At 29.5% G+C, this 16315-nt stretch carries 14 protein-coding genes, 1 tRNA gene and 1 other RNA gene; 8 read left to right on the forward strand and 8 right to left on the reverse strand.

Translation table 11 applies throughout. The annotated features are described in order from the left end of the window. Positions 1-32: 32 nt before the first annotated feature. The 6 genes from Q0731_RS05020 to Q0731_RS05045 all read left to right on the forward strand — a co-directional run bounded on the left by Q0731_RS05020 (position 33) and on the right by Q0731_RS05045 (position 8446). Positions 33-581 (forward strand): NUMOD4 domain-containing protein, encoded by a 549-nt coding sequence (locus Q0731_RS05020; protein WP_299060757.1) that lies wholly within the window; start codon positions 33-35, stop codon positions 579-581. A 91-nt stretch (positions 582-672) separates the two neighbouring features. Continuing rightward, positions 673-1221: a nucleotide exchange factor GrpE gene (locus Q0731_RS05025; protein WP_299060760.1), complete on the forward strand. Its 549-nt coding sequence runs from the start codon at positions 673-675 to the stop codon at positions 1219-1221. 158 nt (positions 1222-1379) lie between these two features. Further along, the gene (gene dnaJ, locus Q0731_RS05030) at positions 1380-2507 is read left to right on the forward strand and encodes a molecular chaperone DnaJ (RefSeq protein WP_299060763.1); all 1128 of its coding nucleotides are present in this window, start codon (positions 1380-1382) and stop codon (positions 2505-2507) included. Positions 2508-2668: 161 nt separating this feature from the next. After that, positions 2669-2977: RNase P RNA component class A (rnpB, locus tag Q0731_RS05035), an RNA gene on the forward strand. Between the two features lie 231 nt (positions 2978-3208). Then, positions 3209-5989, forward strand: a complete 2781-nt coding sequence (locus Q0731_RS05040) for a bifunctional aconitate hydratase 2/2-methylisocitrate dehydratase (RefSeq protein WP_299060765.1) — start codon at positions 3209-3211, stop codon at positions 5987-5989. Positions 5990-6175: 186 nt separating this feature from the next. Beyond that, on the forward strand, positions 6176-8446 hold the full coding sequence (locus Q0731_RS05045; protein WP_299060768.1) for an aconitate hydratase: 2271 nt from the start codon (positions 6176-6178) through the stop codon (positions 8444-8446). A 441-nt stretch (positions 8447-8887) separates the two neighbouring features. Here the strand turns inward: Q0731_RS05045 and Q0731_RS05050 are convergent, their stop codons facing one another. Together Q0731_RS05050 and Q0731_RS05055 are read right to left on the reverse strand one after the other, a co-directional pair. Beyond that, entirely contained in the window at positions 8888-9388 is a 501-nt protein-coding gene (locus tag Q0731_RS05050) for an alpha/beta hydrolase (protein ID WP_299060771.1), read from the reverse strand. Positions 9389-9718: 330 nt separating this feature from the next. Next, positions 9719-9791 (reverse strand) — tRNA-Lys (locus Q0731_RS05055). Between the two features lie 96 nt (positions 9792-9887). Between Q0731_RS05055 and Q0731_RS05060 the strand changes: the two genes are divergently transcribed. Continuing rightward, complete coding sequence (locus tag Q0731_RS05060) at positions 9888-10406, forward strand: shikimate kinase (RefSeq protein ID WP_299060773.1); 519 nt, start codon at positions 9888-9890, stop codon at positions 10404-10406. Here the strand turns inward: Q0731_RS05060 and Q0731_RS05065 are convergent. Together Q0731_RS05065 and Q0731_RS05070 are read right to left on the reverse strand one after the other, a co-directional pair. Further along, entirely contained in the window at positions 10398-10901 is a 504-nt protein-coding gene (locus tag Q0731_RS05065) for a phosphoribosyltransferase family protein (RefSeq protein WP_299060776.1), read from the reverse strand. The genes Q0731_RS05060 and Q0731_RS05065 overlap by 9 nt on opposite strands. Then, positions 10898-11278, reverse strand: a complete 381-nt coding sequence (locus tag Q0731_RS05070; RefSeq protein ID WP_299060779.1) for a S4 domain-containing protein — start codon at positions 11276-11278, stop codon at positions 10898-10900. The genes Q0731_RS05065 and Q0731_RS05070 overlap by 4 nt, the downstream gene beginning before the upstream one ends. 79 nt (positions 11279-11357) lie before the next feature. Here Q0731_RS05070 and Q0731_RS05075 point away from each other — a divergent pair, with 79 nt between their 5' ends. Beyond that, entirely contained in the window at positions 11358-12188 is an 831-nt protein-coding gene (locus Q0731_RS05075; protein ID WP_299060782.1) for a peptidylprolyl isomerase, read from the forward strand. A gap of 365 nt (positions 12189-12553) precedes the next feature. Here Q0731_RS05075 and Q0731_RS05080 read toward each other — a convergent pair whose 3' ends face one another. The 4 genes from Q0731_RS05080 to Q0731_RS05095 form a co-directional block, all read right to left on the reverse strand. Then, complete coding sequence (locus Q0731_RS05080; protein ID WP_299060785.1) at positions 12554-13147, reverse strand: outer membrane beta-barrel protein; 594 nt, start codon at positions 13145-13147, stop codon at positions 12554-12556. A gap of 5 nt (positions 13148-13152) precedes the next feature. After that, positions 13153-14112, reverse strand: a complete 960-nt coding sequence (locus tag Q0731_RS05085) for a transketolase family protein (protein WP_299060788.1) — start codon at positions 14110-14112, stop codon at positions 13153-13155. Positions 14113-14705: 593 nt separating this feature from the next. Next, the gene (locus Q0731_RS05090; RefSeq protein ID WP_299060791.1) at positions 14706-15284 is read right to left on the reverse strand and encodes a Maf family nucleotide pyrophosphatase; all 579 of its coding nucleotides are present in this window, start codon (positions 15282-15284) and stop codon (positions 14706-14708) included. Between the two features lie 59 nt (positions 15285-15343). Then, positions 15344-16207, reverse strand: coding sequence for a geranylgeranylglycerol-phosphate geranylgeranyltransferase (locus Q0731_RS05095; RefSeq protein ID WP_299060794.1), 864 nt, complete (start codon positions 16205-16207; stop codon positions 15344-15346). Positions 16208-16315: the final 108 nt, after the last annotated feature.

The raw sequence follows: 16315 nt of genomic DNA on the forward strand, positions 1-16315 counted from the left end.
GGTTTTATTAATTTTAATATAACTTTTAAAATATGATACGAAGTTTTTACAACGAAGAATGGAAAGAAATACAGTTTGATGAAAAAATTTCTAAAGACAAAAAATTTAAAATTTCCAATTTCGGTAGAATAATAAAGTTTAAAAATAAAAAAGAGGTTTTAAAAAAACAAACTTTTATTAATGGCTACGAAACAATTTCTTTAAGACAAGCCATCAATAAAAAAACCACAAGTAGATATGTGCATAAATTAGTGGCAGAACATTTTATAGAAAAAGAAAATGAAGAACAGACTTTTGTGATTCATTTAGATTATGATAAAAAAAATAATTCTTTTGAAAACTTAAAGTGGGTCACTAAAAGAGAGAAAGAGTTGCATCAATTTAAAAACCCAGTTTTTATAGAAGCTATTAAAAATAAAAAAACAAGTTATAAACTTTCAGAAGGAAAAGTAAAAATAATTAAAAGGCAGCTAAAAAATAAAAGAACTAGAATTACCATGATTGCCAAACGATTTGGAGTTTCTGATATGCAAATCCATAGAATTAAAACCGGTGAAAATTGGAGTCACGTAGAAATATAAAAAAGTAAAAAATAGTGTCAATCTGACACTATTTTTTTGTTGGCAACATTTTTGCCAATATAGGTTTTACAATTTAACGATTACAAAGATAATGAGTAAGAAAGATAAAATAGAAGAAGAGCAAATTATAAATGAACAAGAAAATGTTCAAGTAGAAGAAAATCAAGAAGTTGAAGCAGAAGTTGTAAAAGAAGAACCTACAACAGAAGAGTTACTTCAAACTGAAAAAGATAAGTTTTTACGTTTGTTTGCTGAGTTTGAAAATTATAAAAAAAGAACTTCTAGAGAAAGAATAGAATTATTTAAAACTGCTGGGCAAGAAGTAATGACATCTTTACTGCCAATTATTGATGATTTTGAACGTGCTTTGTCACATATTGAAGATGATAAAGAAGCAGAAGAATTAAGAAAAGGTGTTTTATTAATTTATCAAAAATTTTATAACACTTTAGAGCAAAAAGGATTATCTAAACTAGAAACAAATGCAGGTGATCTTTTTGATGCAGAAATTCACGAGGCAATTACACAAATTCCTGCTCCATCAGAAGATATGAAAGGAAAAGTAATTGATTGTGTAGAAAAAGGCTACAAATTAGGTGATAAAATAATTCGTTATCCAAAAGTGGTAATAGGACAATAAAAAAGTAGACAGTCATAAGTAGGCAGTAAGCAGTCATCTTCTGACTGAATTTTGCTTATCAAGGTTGTAGAATAAAAAAAAGTATTCAGTAAATAGTTTACAGTTTGCCATAAGTTGCTGACTGAAAACTGCCTACTGACTACTGCAAACTATTTTAAATGGCAAAACAAGATTTTTACGAAATATTAGGCGTTTCTAAATCTGCAACACAGGCAGAAATTAAGAAAGGCTACAGAAAAATGGCAATTAAATATCATCCAGATAAAAATCCAGATGATAAAACTGCTGAAGAAAATTTTAAAAAAGCAGCTGAAGCTTACGAAATTTTAAGCGATGAAAACCAAAAAGCACGATATGATCAATATGGTCATGCTGCTTTTGACGGTCCTCAAGGTGGAGGAGGTTTTGGTGGCGGTGGCATGAATATGGATGACATATTTAGCCAGTTTGGAGATATTTTTGGCGGCGGAGGTGGAGGCTTTGGTGGTTTTGGTGGTGGAGGCCAAAGACAAGCCAGAGTAAAAGGAAGTAATATGCGAATTCGTGTAAAGCTTACCTTAGAAGAGATTGCTAAAGGTGTTGAGAAAAAAGTAAAAGTTAGGCGAAAAGTACAGGCAGAAGGGGTAACCTATAAAACATGCTCTGCCTGTAATGGTCAGGGACAACAAATGCGAGTTACCAATACAATATTGGGTAGAATGCAATCTGCAGTAACCTGTCCAACTTGTCAAGGAGCAGGAGAAACGATTAGTACAAAGCCAAATGGTGCAGATGCACAAGGTTTAATTACCAAAGAAGAAACGGTTTCAATTAATATTCCTGAGGGAGTTACAGAAGGAGTTCAGTTAAAAGTAGGAGGAAAGGGTAATGAAGCTCCAGGTAAAAACTCTATTGCAGGAGATTTATTAGTCTTAATAGAAGAAATTCCGCACGAAACTCTAAAAAGAGAAGGAACAAACATTCATTATGATTTGTATGTAAACTTTTCTGAAGCAGTTTTAGGAACAAGTAAAGAAGTTGAAACAGTTACAGGTAAAGTAAAAATTAAAATTGATGCTGGTACACAATCTGGTAAAATTTTAAGATTAAAGGGTAAAGGTTTACCAAGTATTGAGCGATATGGAACAGGAGATTTCTTAATTCATATTAATGTTTGGACGCCACAAGAATTGAACAAAGAACAAAAACAGTTCTTCGATAAAATGGCCGATAATGATAACTTTAAGCCAAATCCAAATACAACAGACAAATCATTTTTTGAGAAAGTAAAAGATATGTTTTCTTAAAATAAAATTAAGTTTAAAAAAAATACTTTTTTCTAACTTAACATGCTTATATTTGTATTGTTGATGAGAAATCATCAACACTTTTTCATAGCAATTTTTCCACTCATATTTTTATGAGTGGTTTTTTTTATGAAAAATAATTACTTTCAAATAATATAGAAATTGCAGACTTATCTTATCGTCACGCTTTTGCGTGAAGGAAAGTCCGGACATCAAAGAGTAGTATAGCGGATAACATCCGTCCAACGTAAGTTGAGGACCAGTGCAACAGAAAGAATGTACAGTTAGGCTGTAGTGAAACCAGGTAAACTCTATACGATGCAATGCCATGTATATTAGAGCTTGAGAGCTACTCGCTCGATTCTAAAGGGTAGGCAGATAGATTCTAAGAGTAATTTTAGAACTAGATAAATGATAAGAGTTCACCTTTTTGGTGAAAACAGGATTCGGCTTATTAGTCTGCATTTTCTATATAATTATCAAAACTTCATAAAAAATCAATAAAACGCTGTTTTTATTGATTAAAAATCAGAATAATCGCATATAATTTTTACTTATTCATTAATTAGAGCAATCTATTATTTATGTTTTAATTTTGATATAAAAAATGTAAGTTTGTCGAATTCAAAATATTAATAAGTTCAGTAGTTCTAGCTTACATCAATATGTAAAAAGAGCTATTAAAACTAAAAATTTCTTTCATGAGCATTTATAAAGATTACCTGAAGCAGATAGAAGACAGAAAAGATCTAGGTCTTCATCCACAACCAATTGATAGAGCTGAATTACTAAGCAAAATTATTGATCAAATTAAAGATGTTAATAATGAGTATAGAGAAGATTCTCTAAACTTTTTCATTTATAATGTTTTACCAGGAACTACAAGTGCTGCAAAGGTTAAAGCTCAGTTTTTAAAAGAAATTATTTTAGGTAATTCAGTAGTTAAAGAAATTTCACCTGAATTTGCTTTTGAGCAATTGTCACATATGAAAGGTGGACCATCTGTAGAAGTGTTATTAGATTTAGTCTTAGAACAAAAAGATTTTGAGATTGCTAAAAAATCTGCAGAAGTATTAAAAACGCAAGTGTTCTTATACGAAGCTGATACGAATAGATTGGAAGCTGCTATGCAAAAAGGTTGTCCAATTTCAAAAGAAATTATTGAGAGTTATGCGCAAGCAGAATTCTTTACGAAACTTCCAGAAATTGAAGAAGAAATAGAAATTGTAACTTTTGTTGCGGGTATTGGAGATATTTCTACAGATTTATTATCTCCTGGTGCAGATGCACATTCAAGATCAGATCGTGAATTACATGGTCAGTGTATGTTTGAGCACAATAAAAAACAACAAAATGAATTATTAGCATTAAAAGAAAAGCACCCAAATAAGCGTGTAATGTTAATTGCTGATAAAGGAACAATGGGAGTAGGTTCCTCTAGAATGTCTGGAGTAAACAATGTTGCATTATGGACAGGAATTCCTTCAAGTCCTTATGTTCCATTTATTAATATTGCACCTGTAATTGCAGGTACTAATGGTATTGCACCAATTTTTTTAACAACTGTTGGAGTAACTGGTGGTATTGGTATCGATTTAAAAAACTGGGTTAAGCAACAAGATTCGAAAGGAAATACAATTGTAGATGCAGAAGGAAATCCTATTTTAAAAGAAGAGTATTCTGTTGCTACAGGTACTGTTTTTACAATCAATACAAAAACAAAACAATTACTTAAAGATGGTAAAGTTGTAAAAGATATTTCTACAGCTTTAACACCTCCTAAAAAAGAGTTTATAAAAGCAGGAGGTTCTTATGCCGTTGTTTTTGGTAAGAAATTACAAACTTTTGCTTGTAAAGTTTTAAATATAGAGGTTCCTCAAGTATATGCAGTAGCAAAAGAAGTTTCTATAGAAGATCAAGGTTTAACTGCTGTTGAGAAAATTTTCAACAGAAATGCAGTAGGAACTACACCAGGAAAAACATTACACGCTGGTTCTAATGTAAGAGTAGAAGTAAACATTGTAGGTTCTCAAGATACTACAGGTTTAATGACTTCTCAAGAATTAGAGAATATGGCTGCTACAGTAATTTCTCCAATTGTAGATTGTGGATACCAATCTGGTTGTCACACAGCTTCTGTATGGGATGATAAATCTAAAGCGAACATTCCAAGACTAATGAAGTTTATGAATGACTTTGGATTAGTAACTGCACGTGATCCTAAAGGACAATACCATGCAATGACAGATGTTATTCATAAAGTATTAAATGATCTTGCAGTAGATGATTGGGACGTAATTATAGGTGGAGATTCACATACACGTATGGCAAAAGGTGTTGCTTTTGGTGCAGATTCAGGTACAGTGGCCTTAGCATTGGCTACAGGTGAAGCTACAATGCCAATTCCAGAATCAGTAAAAGTTACGTTTAAAGGAGAAATGAAATCTTACATGGATTTTCGTGATGTAGTTCATGCTACACAACAACAGATGTTAACTCAATTTGATGGAGAAAATGTTTTTCAAGGAAAAATTATTGAAGTACATATTGGTACCTTAACTTCTGATCAAGCTTTTACGTTTACAGATTGGACAGCAGAAATGAAAGCAAAAGCATCTATCTGTATTTCTGAAGATGATACTTTAATTGAGTCTTTAGAAATTTCAAGAGATCGTATTCAAATTATGATTGATAAAGGGATGGATAATCCTAAGCAAGATCTAAAAGGATTAGTTGATAAAGCTAATGATAGAATTATTGAGATTAAAACAGGAACTAAATCGGCATTAAAACCAGATTCAGATGCTAAATATTATGCAGATGTTGTTATAGACTTAGATAAAATTGTTGAACCAATGATTGCAGATCCTGATGTAAATAATGAGGATGTTTCTAAGCGTTATACACACGATAACATTCAACCATTATCTTTTTACGGAGGAACTAAAAAAGTAGATTTAGGATTTATTGGCTCTTGTATGATTCATAAAGGAGATATGCAAATTTTAGCTCAAATGTTAAAAAACATTGAAGCACAACATGGTAAAGTTGAATTTAAAGCTCCTTTAGTGGTTGCACCACCAACCTATAACATTGTTGATGAGTTAAAAGCAGAAGGAGACTGGGATATTTTAGTAAAATACTCTGGTTTTGAATTTAATGATGAAGACCCAAAAGGAGCAGCTCGTTTAAAGTATGAGAATATGCTTTATTTAGAACGTCCTGGTTGTAACTTATGTATGGGAAATCAAGAGAAAGCTGAACCTGGAGATACAGTAATGGCTACTTCCACACGTTTATTTCAAGGTAGAGTTGTAAAAGATACAGGAGAGAAAAAAGGAGAATCTTTATTATCTTCAACACCAGTAGTAGTATTATCTACAGTATTAGGTAGAACACCTACTATGGCAGAATATGAGGCTGCAGTTGAGGGTATTGTTTTAACAAAGTTTAAACCTTCTACTCAACAATTAGTAAGTTAAATTATTAAATCATATTTAAAGCCTGAGTTTTAATACTCAGGCTTTTTTTTATCAATTTAATTGATGATTAATTTTACAGCATCATTTATACTGATATACATATTGTAAAATTGTTACATCACTTTTTTTTAAATATTTCTATATTTTGTATATTTATCACTATTAATAATTAAAACGGCAAAGATTATGGCATTTGATATTGATATGATTAAAAAAGTGTATGCAACAATTGTAGAACGTGTTGATGCAGCTAAAAAATTGACAGGAAAACCACTAACTTTAGCAGAGAAAATATTATATTCTCATTTATGGGATGATACCTCTAATAAAGCATTTGTAAGAGGTAAAGACTATGTAGATTTTGCTCCAGATAGAATTGCATTACAAGATGCTACTGCCCAAATGGCATTGCTGCAATTTATGCAAGCAGGTAAAAGTAAAGTTGCTGTACCAACAACAACACATTGTGATCATTTAATTCAAGCTAAAAACGGAGCTTCTTCAGATTTGCAATCAGCATTAAATACAAGTAACGAGGTTTTTAATTTTTTAGAATCCGTTTCTAACAAATATGGATTAGGTTTTTGGAAACCAGGAGCAGGAATTATTCATCAAGTAGTGTTAGAAAATTATGCTTTTCCAGGAGGAATGATGATTGGTACAGATTCTCACACAGTAAATGCTGGTGGTTTAGGAATGGTTGCTATTGGAGTAGGAGGTGCAGATGCAGTAGATGTAATGGCAGGAATGCCTTGGGAATTAAAATTCCCAAAATTAATTGGTGTAAAATTAACGGGAACATTATCTGGTTGGACTGCTCCAAAAGATGTTATCTTAAAGGTAGCAGATATTCTTACTGTTAAAGGAGGAACTGGTGCTATTGTAGAATATTTTGGGCCTGGTGCAATTTCTATGTCTTGCACAGGAAAAGGTACTATTTGTAATATGGGAGCAGAAATTGGTGCAACCACTTCAACTTTTGGGTATGACGATTCTATGGAACGTTATTTACGTGCCACAGATAGAGAAGATGTTGCAGATGCAGCAAACCAAGTTAAAGATTATCTTACAGGTGATGCTGAAGTATATGCAAACCCTGAACAGTATTTTGACCAAGTAATAGAAATTAATTTATCAGAATTAAGTCCGTTATTAAATGGGCCTTTTACACCAGATTTATCTACAAAAGCAGGTACTGACATGACAAAAGCTGCAAATACTAATAATTGGCCTTTAAAAATAGAATGGGGCTTGATAGGTTCTTGTACCAACTCGTCTTACGAAGATTTATCTAGAGCTTCATCTATTGCACAACAAGCTATTGATAAAAATTTAGGCATAAAAGCAGAATTTGGAATCAACCCAGGTTCAGAAAAAGTAAGATATACAGCAGAAAGAGATGGTATTTTAGGAATCTTTGAACAATTAGATGCTACTATTTTTACAAATGCTTGTGGGCCTTGTATTGGGCAATGGGCAAGGTATTCAGATCCAAAAAATGCTCCTAAAAATTCTATAATCCATTCTTTTAATAGAAACTTTGCAAAACGTGCAGATGGCAATCCAAACACACATGCATTTGTAGCATCGCCAGAAATGGTTGCTGCTGTTACTATTGCTGGGCGTTTAGATTTTAATCCGATGACTGATAAATTAATCAATAAAAACGGAGAAGAAGTAATGTTAGATGAGCCAACAGGTTGGGAATTACCTCCAAAAGGTTTTGAAGTAAAAGATGATGGATTTTTAGCACCTAAAGAAGATGGTAGCCAAGTACAAATTGCAGTAAAAAATGATTCTGAAAGATTACAACTTTTAGAGCCTTTTACACCTTTAGGAAGTTCTATTACAGGAGCAAAATTATTGATAAAAGCTTTTGGGAAATGTACTACAGATCATATTTCTATGGCTGGACCTTGGTTACGTTATAGAGGCCATTTAGATAATATTGCTAATAATACTTTAATTGGAGCTGTAAATGCCTATAATAAAAAGACCAATTTTGTTAAAAATCAATTAACAGGAGAATTTGGTGGTGTACCAGATACAGCAAGGGCTTATAAAGCTGCAGGAGTAAATTCTATTGTTGTTGGAGATCATAATTATGGTGAGGGGTCTTCTAGAGAACATGCAGCAATGCAGCCAAGACATTTAGGTGTTGCAGCTGTAATTGTAAAATCGTTTGCTAGAATACATGAAACCAACTTGAAAAAGCAAGGAATGTTAGGTTTAACTTTTGCAAACGAAGCAGATTACAATTTAATACAAGAAGATGACACTTTTAACTTTTTAGATTTAAAGGATTTTGCTCCAGACAAACCATTAACTATAGAGGTAGTTCATGCAGATGGTTCTAAAGATACAATTTTAGCAAACCATACTTATAATCAAGGTCAAATAGAATGGTACAAAGAAGGTTCTGCTTTAAACTTGATTAAAAAGCAAAATGCTTATTAATATAATAAACTAATATTAGTTTATTATGATTTAAAAATCCAGCTTTTTTTAGCTGGATTTTTTATGAATAACGAAATTTAAAAATTAAATTATTCGTTTTACTATTTTTCTATTTACTTTATTTTTTTTTGGATACCCAATAGTAACTAAATTATAAGCCTCCTAACCAGTCACTTAATCTATCTAACCAACTATCTAAATAGTCTTTTCTGTTTGTGTCAAGAGAAAAACCATGACCTCCAAAAGGATAAATATGCATTTCTACTTTTATGTTTTTATCATTTAATGCTTTGTAAAACTGTAAACTATTAAATTTTTACGAGATCCTTTATGTGTATAATTATTTTGCAGAGTAATTACAGGTTATATTAAAGCCATAAAATTAGGTCTTGCAGCAATTGTATCTAAAGGTTCTTCTTTAAAATCATTGACTCTATTAAATTAAGTTCCTAATGTTGCTGCTAAATGACCACCAGCAGAAAAACCAATAACACCAATTTTGTTAATATTGATGTCAAATTTTTCGGCATTGAATCGAACATATCTAATAGCTCTTTGTGCATCTTGTATAGGAGCGTTATATGATGTGATAATAGATTTAGAATTTGGCAATCGATATTTTAAAACAAAAGCAGTAATACCTTTGCTATTAAGCCATTTAGCAATATCTGTACCCTCCCAATCATAGGCTAAATATCCATAACCACCTCCATGGCAAATAATTATTGCTTTACCTGTTCTATTTTGTTTTGTAGGAGTAAAGATTTCTAGAGTTGGATTTTTTACCTTATAAACACGATTGATATTCTCTTTTTTTATAACTTCTATTTCTGAAGTTTTTTTACTGTTAGGAATTGTGTTCCAAAGATGAATCACTTCATTTTGTGACACACTATGTATAGTCACAAAAATTAAACAAAATAAAATACTATTTTTTTTCATTAAATGATGTCTTGTAGTAAAGGTTTTTTTATAAGCTTGAGCAGTTTTTTGTTTGATATTAAGGTTTATAAAGTTCTTTATTTTTTTCCTTTAGTAAATTAAACATTTTTAAATTTAATGATTATGATTTTTTAGAAAATCTTTTTTAAATAAGGTTAAAGTTGCTTTTTTTTAAGGAAATTAATTAATGATTTTAAAGAACAACTTCTTAAAATCTATGTTTTTTATTTAAACTTTAAAAGATTAGTGCTTTACAAGATAATATGAAATGATTGCTAAAAACGAAAAAAACCTTGTTAATTATAAATTAACAAGGTTTTAGTTATTTTGTGACCGGGCTGGGGCTCGAACCCAGGACCCTCTCCTTAAAAGGGAGATGCTCTACCAACTGAGCTACCAGGTCTTTTTTGTAAACGAGTGCAAATATACTATCAAACATTGGAATTATTAGCATTAATTTGGATATTTTTTATAGATATTTGCATAAAATAAGAAAGAAATGAAAATAGTATTACTAGGGTACATGGCTTCAGGAAAATCAAGTATTGGCAAACGACTTTCTAAAAAGTTATCTATTAGCTTTTTAGATCTTGATGACTATATTATAGATAAAGAAAAAATGTCTATTTCAGATATATTTGAAACTAAAGGAGAAATCTACTTTAGATTGATTGAACACAAATATTTAAAAGAAATTCTTGAAAAAGATCAAAATTTTATTCTTGCTTTGGGAGGAGGAACACCTTGTTATGCGAATAATATGGAAGCAATACATAAAAATGAAGATGTAAATTCTATCTACTTACAAGGAAGTACTAAAACGATGATAGAACGTTTGATTAGAAAAAAAGCAAAAAGACCATTAATTGCATCGTTATCAGATGATAAAATACCTGAGTTTGTTGCAAAACATCTTTTTGAAAGACGTCCTTTTTATGAGCAAGCAAAAACAACTATTAAGATAGATGATAAAACAAAAAAAGATGTTGCAGAAGAATTGGCACAGCTTTTAAATTAAATAAGCAACATCTTCTTTTTCAGAAAAATCAACATGAATGTGTTCTTTTACAGAAGTTGATAAAGAAATTCCTTTAAAATCAGCTTTTACAGGGTATTTTTTATGATTTCTATTCACTAATACAGCTGTTTTAAAGCTTTTTAAAGGAACATCTAAAAAATGCTTTATTCCATATATTAAAGTAGTTCCAGAACTTAAAACATCATCAACCAAAACTAAAGATTTGTTTTTATAATCTTCAACATTTAAAGAAGTTGTAATTGGTTTTAAAGGTTTTTTCTTATCAATAGTAACTTTACATATGGTTACTTTTAAAGGTGATATTTCTTTTAAAATAATTTCTAATTTTTCAGCAAAAAGATAGCCATTACCAATAATACCTGCAAGTATAACCTCTTTTTCAGCAGTATTTGATTCGTAAATTTGATACGCTATTCGTTTAATTTTTTGAGAAATTTGTAATTGATTTAATATAATATTATCTGATGTTTTCATATTTCTTCTGTTGTATCGTCTTGATAATTATCAATGTCTCTTCTATCTTTTTTGGTAGGTCTTCCAGCTCCTTTTTTACGATAGTAATCTTTTGCAAATTTTAAAAGTTCTGTTTTTTCAAAAGCTTCTTTAGGGGTAACATCTTTTCTGTAAAGATCTACTAATTTAGCACCAACTCTACTTTCTGGTAAATCTAAAACTTTTATTTGATAATTGATTTGATTTTTTCGTACTAAAATCAGCTCATCTCCAAAAACTTCTTTTGAAGGTTTTAAATTTTTACCATCTATCTTAACTTGTCCTTTTTTACATGCTGCTGTAGCAATACTTCTTGTTTTAAAAATACGAATACACCACAAATATTTATCAATTCTCATAAAAATAGTTAAAATAGTTTGTTTATCTTTTTACAAAGGTATAAAATTGGTAAATTGCATCCTCTAAATTAAAGATTAAATGATTAAAATTAAAAATATTTTTTCACTTCTATTCATAGGCGTAGTTGTAATGTATTCTTGTGATGATGATATTATTGGAAATGTAAATCCATTTGCAAATGTTGATTATGAAGAATTGGCAAAAACAGAAAATGATTCGATATTAAAATTTTTGAAAACTCATTATTATAAGGCTAATTCCGACTTTGAGTTAGATTCTTTTGAATTCATTACAAATGACGGACAAACATCTCTTTTTGATGATGGAAAATTAAAAGATACCATTATTACAAGAAACAATATAGCATATACTTTGTACACTTATGTACATGAACAGGGCAGTCCTAACGCAGGCAATGATAAAGGTTTTCCAAGTACTATAGATTCTTTATTTGTAAACTACACGCGTAATAGTTTAATTAATAATAGTTTATCAGTTTCTTTTTTACCTAATAGTAATTCTCTTGATATTAAAGAGCAATTTTGGTTACCAAATACCATAATTGGTTTTGCTGCAGCAGCTACTCATTTTAAAGGTGGAAATAATGAAACAAATAATGGTCCTATTACTTATACAAATACAGGGAAAGGATATTTTTTTATTCCAAGTGGTCTTGCATATCCTTCCATAAATTTTCAATTTGGTTTTGAAGATCCTAATGGGCGTCCTTATGACCAAACATTGATATTTAAATTTGAACTTTTAGATATTGTGCAAAATACAGATCATGATAATGATGGAAAACCTTCCATTAACGAAGATACAAATGGAGATAAAGATCCAACGAATGATTTTAGTGATAAAACGAATCCTAATGTGCCAGATTTTTTAAATCCTAATGTAAACTAGTAATTTTTTTATTACAACATTATAAAACTCTTGAAAATTTCAAGAGTTTTTTTGTACATTCTATTTTACATTTGATAAAATATCAATTTTAGAAAACATATTAAAATGATTTTTGTTAGCATACTTAAAATTGTTTCCGTACAATTTTTATCTAATTTAATATAAAAATAGATAAACTTATAGCGTTCTATTGAAAATTAATAAGTATCAATGTCTGCTATTAATAATCCCTTTATCTGAATTATTCTTGTAATTAAATTTTATTATTTGCTGCTTAAAAACAAATTTAAACAACATAAATGAATTGTAAATAAAAAGGCAGTAATTTAAAATTACTGCCTTTTTGTTAAAATTTATAAGATTTTTTATAATTTGAATGAGACTCCTAATATTAATTGATTTGTTCTATTATCTACTGTAAAATTATTAGTGAAGTTTGCCTCAGTGTTAGACAAGCCTCTTTCCCAACGAACATCAATACCTAAAGAACCAAATTCTACACCAAGCCCCATTTGAGCTCCTACAGAAAATTTATCAAACTCCTCTGTTGTAACATTGTCTAGTTGAAAACTATCATCAATAATATATTGAAAAGAAGGTCCTATAAAAACACTAACAACTCTTAGAAATCTCTTTCCAATTAATACAGGTACATCTATTTTTTTAAAATCGTAATTTGTATTTACGGTATTCAATGCATATTCACTTTGAACTTGTGTGTATATAATTTCTGGTCTTATATAAAACCCCAGAATCGGTAATTTTCCACGAAACCAAATACCTGCATGATACCCCAGTTCTTCTTCTGCACCATCAACAATATCATTAAATTTGGTTTTAGCAGATTCATTACCATTATTACTGTAATTAAGTCCTGCTTTTAGACCAAAATCAATTTGGGCATTAGCTACTTGGCTAAAACCTAGAAACAAACAGAAAATAAAAATTAATTTTTGCATTTTGCTTATTTTCTAGCAATTACTTTTTTAGCTGCATTTACAACAGAAACAGCATTTAAACCGTACTTTTCCATTAATTGAGCAGGAGTTCCAGATTCTCCAAAAGTATCATTTGTACCTACAAATTCTTGTGGGGTAGGAGTATTTAAACTTAATGTTCTTGCAACACTTTCACCTAAACCACCAATAATATTATGCTCTTCTGCAGTAACAATACAACCTGTTTTTGCTACAGACTTTAAAATAATTTCTTCATCTAAAGGCTTTATTGTGTGTATGTTTATAACCTCTGCAGAAATACCTTGTGCTTCTAATTGTTCTGATGCTTGTAAGGCTTCCCAAACTAAATGACCTGTAGCAACAATAGTTACATCTGTTCCTTCTGTTAATTGAATTCCTTTGCCAATTTCAAATTTTTCATCTTTATAATCTGGCATAAAAATAGGAACTACTGGACGACCAAAACGTAAATAAACAGGCCCTTCATGTTCTGCAATTGCAATAGTTGCAGCTTTTGTTTGGTTGTAATCACATGTGTTGATTACTGTCATGCCAGGCAACATTTTCATTAAACCAATATCTTCTAAAATTTGGTGTGTAGCACCATCTTCACCTAAAGTTAAACCTGCATGAGATGCACAAATTTTTACATTTTTATCAGAATATGCAATAGATTGACGAATTTGATCATACACTCTACCTGTAGAGAAATTTGCAAAAGTACCTGTAAAAGGAATTTTACCACCAATAGTTAAACCTGCAGCAATACCCATCATATTAGCTTCTGCAATACCTATCTGGAAAAATCTTTCTGGATTTTCTTTTATAAATTGATTCATTTTTAAAGAACCAATTAAATCTGCACATAAAGCAACTACGTTTGGATTTGTTCTCCCTAACTCCGTTAAACCATCACCAAAACCTGAACGTGTGTCTTTTTTTTCTGTGTACGTGTATTTTTTCATTATCTAATTGTATTGTGTTGTAAAAATTTGCGTAAAAATAAACTTTTATTTGAAGTTAGAGTTTATTCTTTACTTAAAAAACTTATAGAACCTTATTTTTTTTTAATTTCAAAGAAAAATTGATTTGTTGCTAGCGTTTAAAAGACTAAAATTTAGTTTCATTTATTATTTAAAACGAAACCAGCTTTCATTTTCTTAAGAAAAATACTTTTAAACGATTTTTTGGTTTTTTTACTAAAATATAAATTCAGTGTTCTTTAGATTTAGAGCAAAAAAAAGCTCCTTTCTTAAAAGAGCTTTTAGATTTTTATGTTGGTTACAGATTATCTGTAACGTCTTTTTAAGTTCCAAGTCATAGAATTTGTATTGCTGAATTTCTTTGTAGGAGTGATTGCTTTACTTTCTAAATTTTCTGATTTTCTTTTTTGATTGATTGTCTTCATAATGCTTTGTATTTATACTACAAATGTAAAACGATTACAAGTGTTAAAAAACAACACTTTTAATGGATTTGTATGCTATATTATTACTTTTAACATCATGAAGCTTCTTTAAGGTTAACATACTACCTTTTACGGTTAATTTATGTTATTTTATAAATTCATTAGCTCATTATATAATTTATGAACAGGCAAACCAACAACATTAAAATAACTTCCTTCTAGGTGATCAATTGCAATAAAACCAATCCATTCTTGTATGCCATAAGCACCAGCTTTATCAAAAGGTTTGTAGTTTTTTATATAATAATTTATTTCATCAACTGATAAATCTTTGAAAGAGACAGTAGTTATATCATTAATTATTTTTTGAAAATCTTTTCCTTTAATACTAATTGAGGTAATTACTTCGTGTTTTTTACCAGATAAAGAGCTTAACATTTTAAAAGCATCTGCTGCATCTTTAGGCTTACCTAGTGCAACATTATTTAGCCAAACAATGGTATCTGATGTTATTAAAAGATCTTTTTCTTTTAAATTTGTAAAAGCTTTTGATTTTAGATCCGCTAAAAAATCAGTAATTTCAATGCCTTTTAATTTTTGGGGATAAATTTCTTCTACTTCTTTTAATTGAGTGGTAAAATCGATGTCTAAATCTTTGAAAAATTTTTGCCTTCTTGGAGATTTTGAAGCTAATATTACATTATAATCTTTTAATTTTTCTCTTAACATATTCTGATTTATAATTGTTGAACTGTGTAATTGTATAAATATTTTTTTCTAAGAATCTATTAGTTTATGAATCTGAATAGTAACATTGATAAAATACCCAAAAGCATAATTAATTTCATTAAATTACTTAATATAGAAAAGTCCTTTTTACTTTTTGCAAACCATAATTTATATATAAAATAGCTTAGTGGTAATAGAATGCATCCAATTCCGTAACTTAAAAATATAGGTTCATTTTTTAAAAACTGAAGTACAACTAAGAGAAAAACAAACAAAAGACCAGTAAAGAAAAAAGCGACTTTAGAAGCTCTTTTTCTGCCAATTACAATGGGTAATGTTTTTGCCTTTATTTTTAAATCTCCATCAATATCTTCTATATCTTTTATAATTTCTCTTATTAAAGTAGTTAGAAATGAAAATGATATGTAAACATAAATAACATTTCTTAAAGGTTTGTCAAATAAAGAATAGTCATAACTATAAAGGAAAAAAAAGTGAAAGTAATATGCTAAGCAGATTACAAATGATATCAAAAAACTAATAGTTAAGTTTCCTACAAAAGGTGTTCTTTTTAAATATTTAGAGTATAAAAAAAGTAGGATTACTGGAATAACAAAACATAAAAAAATATAACTGTTAATAGAAAGAAGGAAGCCAATTGCAATTCCAATAAAAGTTAAAGAAATATAATATTTAAAAGCTTTTTTTTCACTAATCCTTTTACCAATAATTATTTTTTTTGACCTATTTATTTTATCCGTTTCTATATCATAAATATCATTTATAACATAACCTCCAGCAGTAATAAATAAAATACTTAATATTAAATATAGAAATTGAATATTTGAAAGAATACCTGTGTGAGTAAAATATCCACTTTCTATCAGTGCATACTTTGTTAAAACCATCGTTAATAAAACCATCAATAGGTTTTTGTAACGAATCAGTTTTAAGAAGGAAATCATTTAGAAGAAAATTTATAATATTAAAAAGACGCTTCAGGTTTTTTAAAACTGAAGCGTCTGAAAATT

Origin of the sequence: uncultured Polaribacter sp. (assembly GCF_947497695.1) — a bacterium.
Classification (GTDB): domain Bacteria; phylum Bacteroidota; class Bacteroidia; order Flavobacteriales; family Flavobacteriaceae; genus Polaribacter.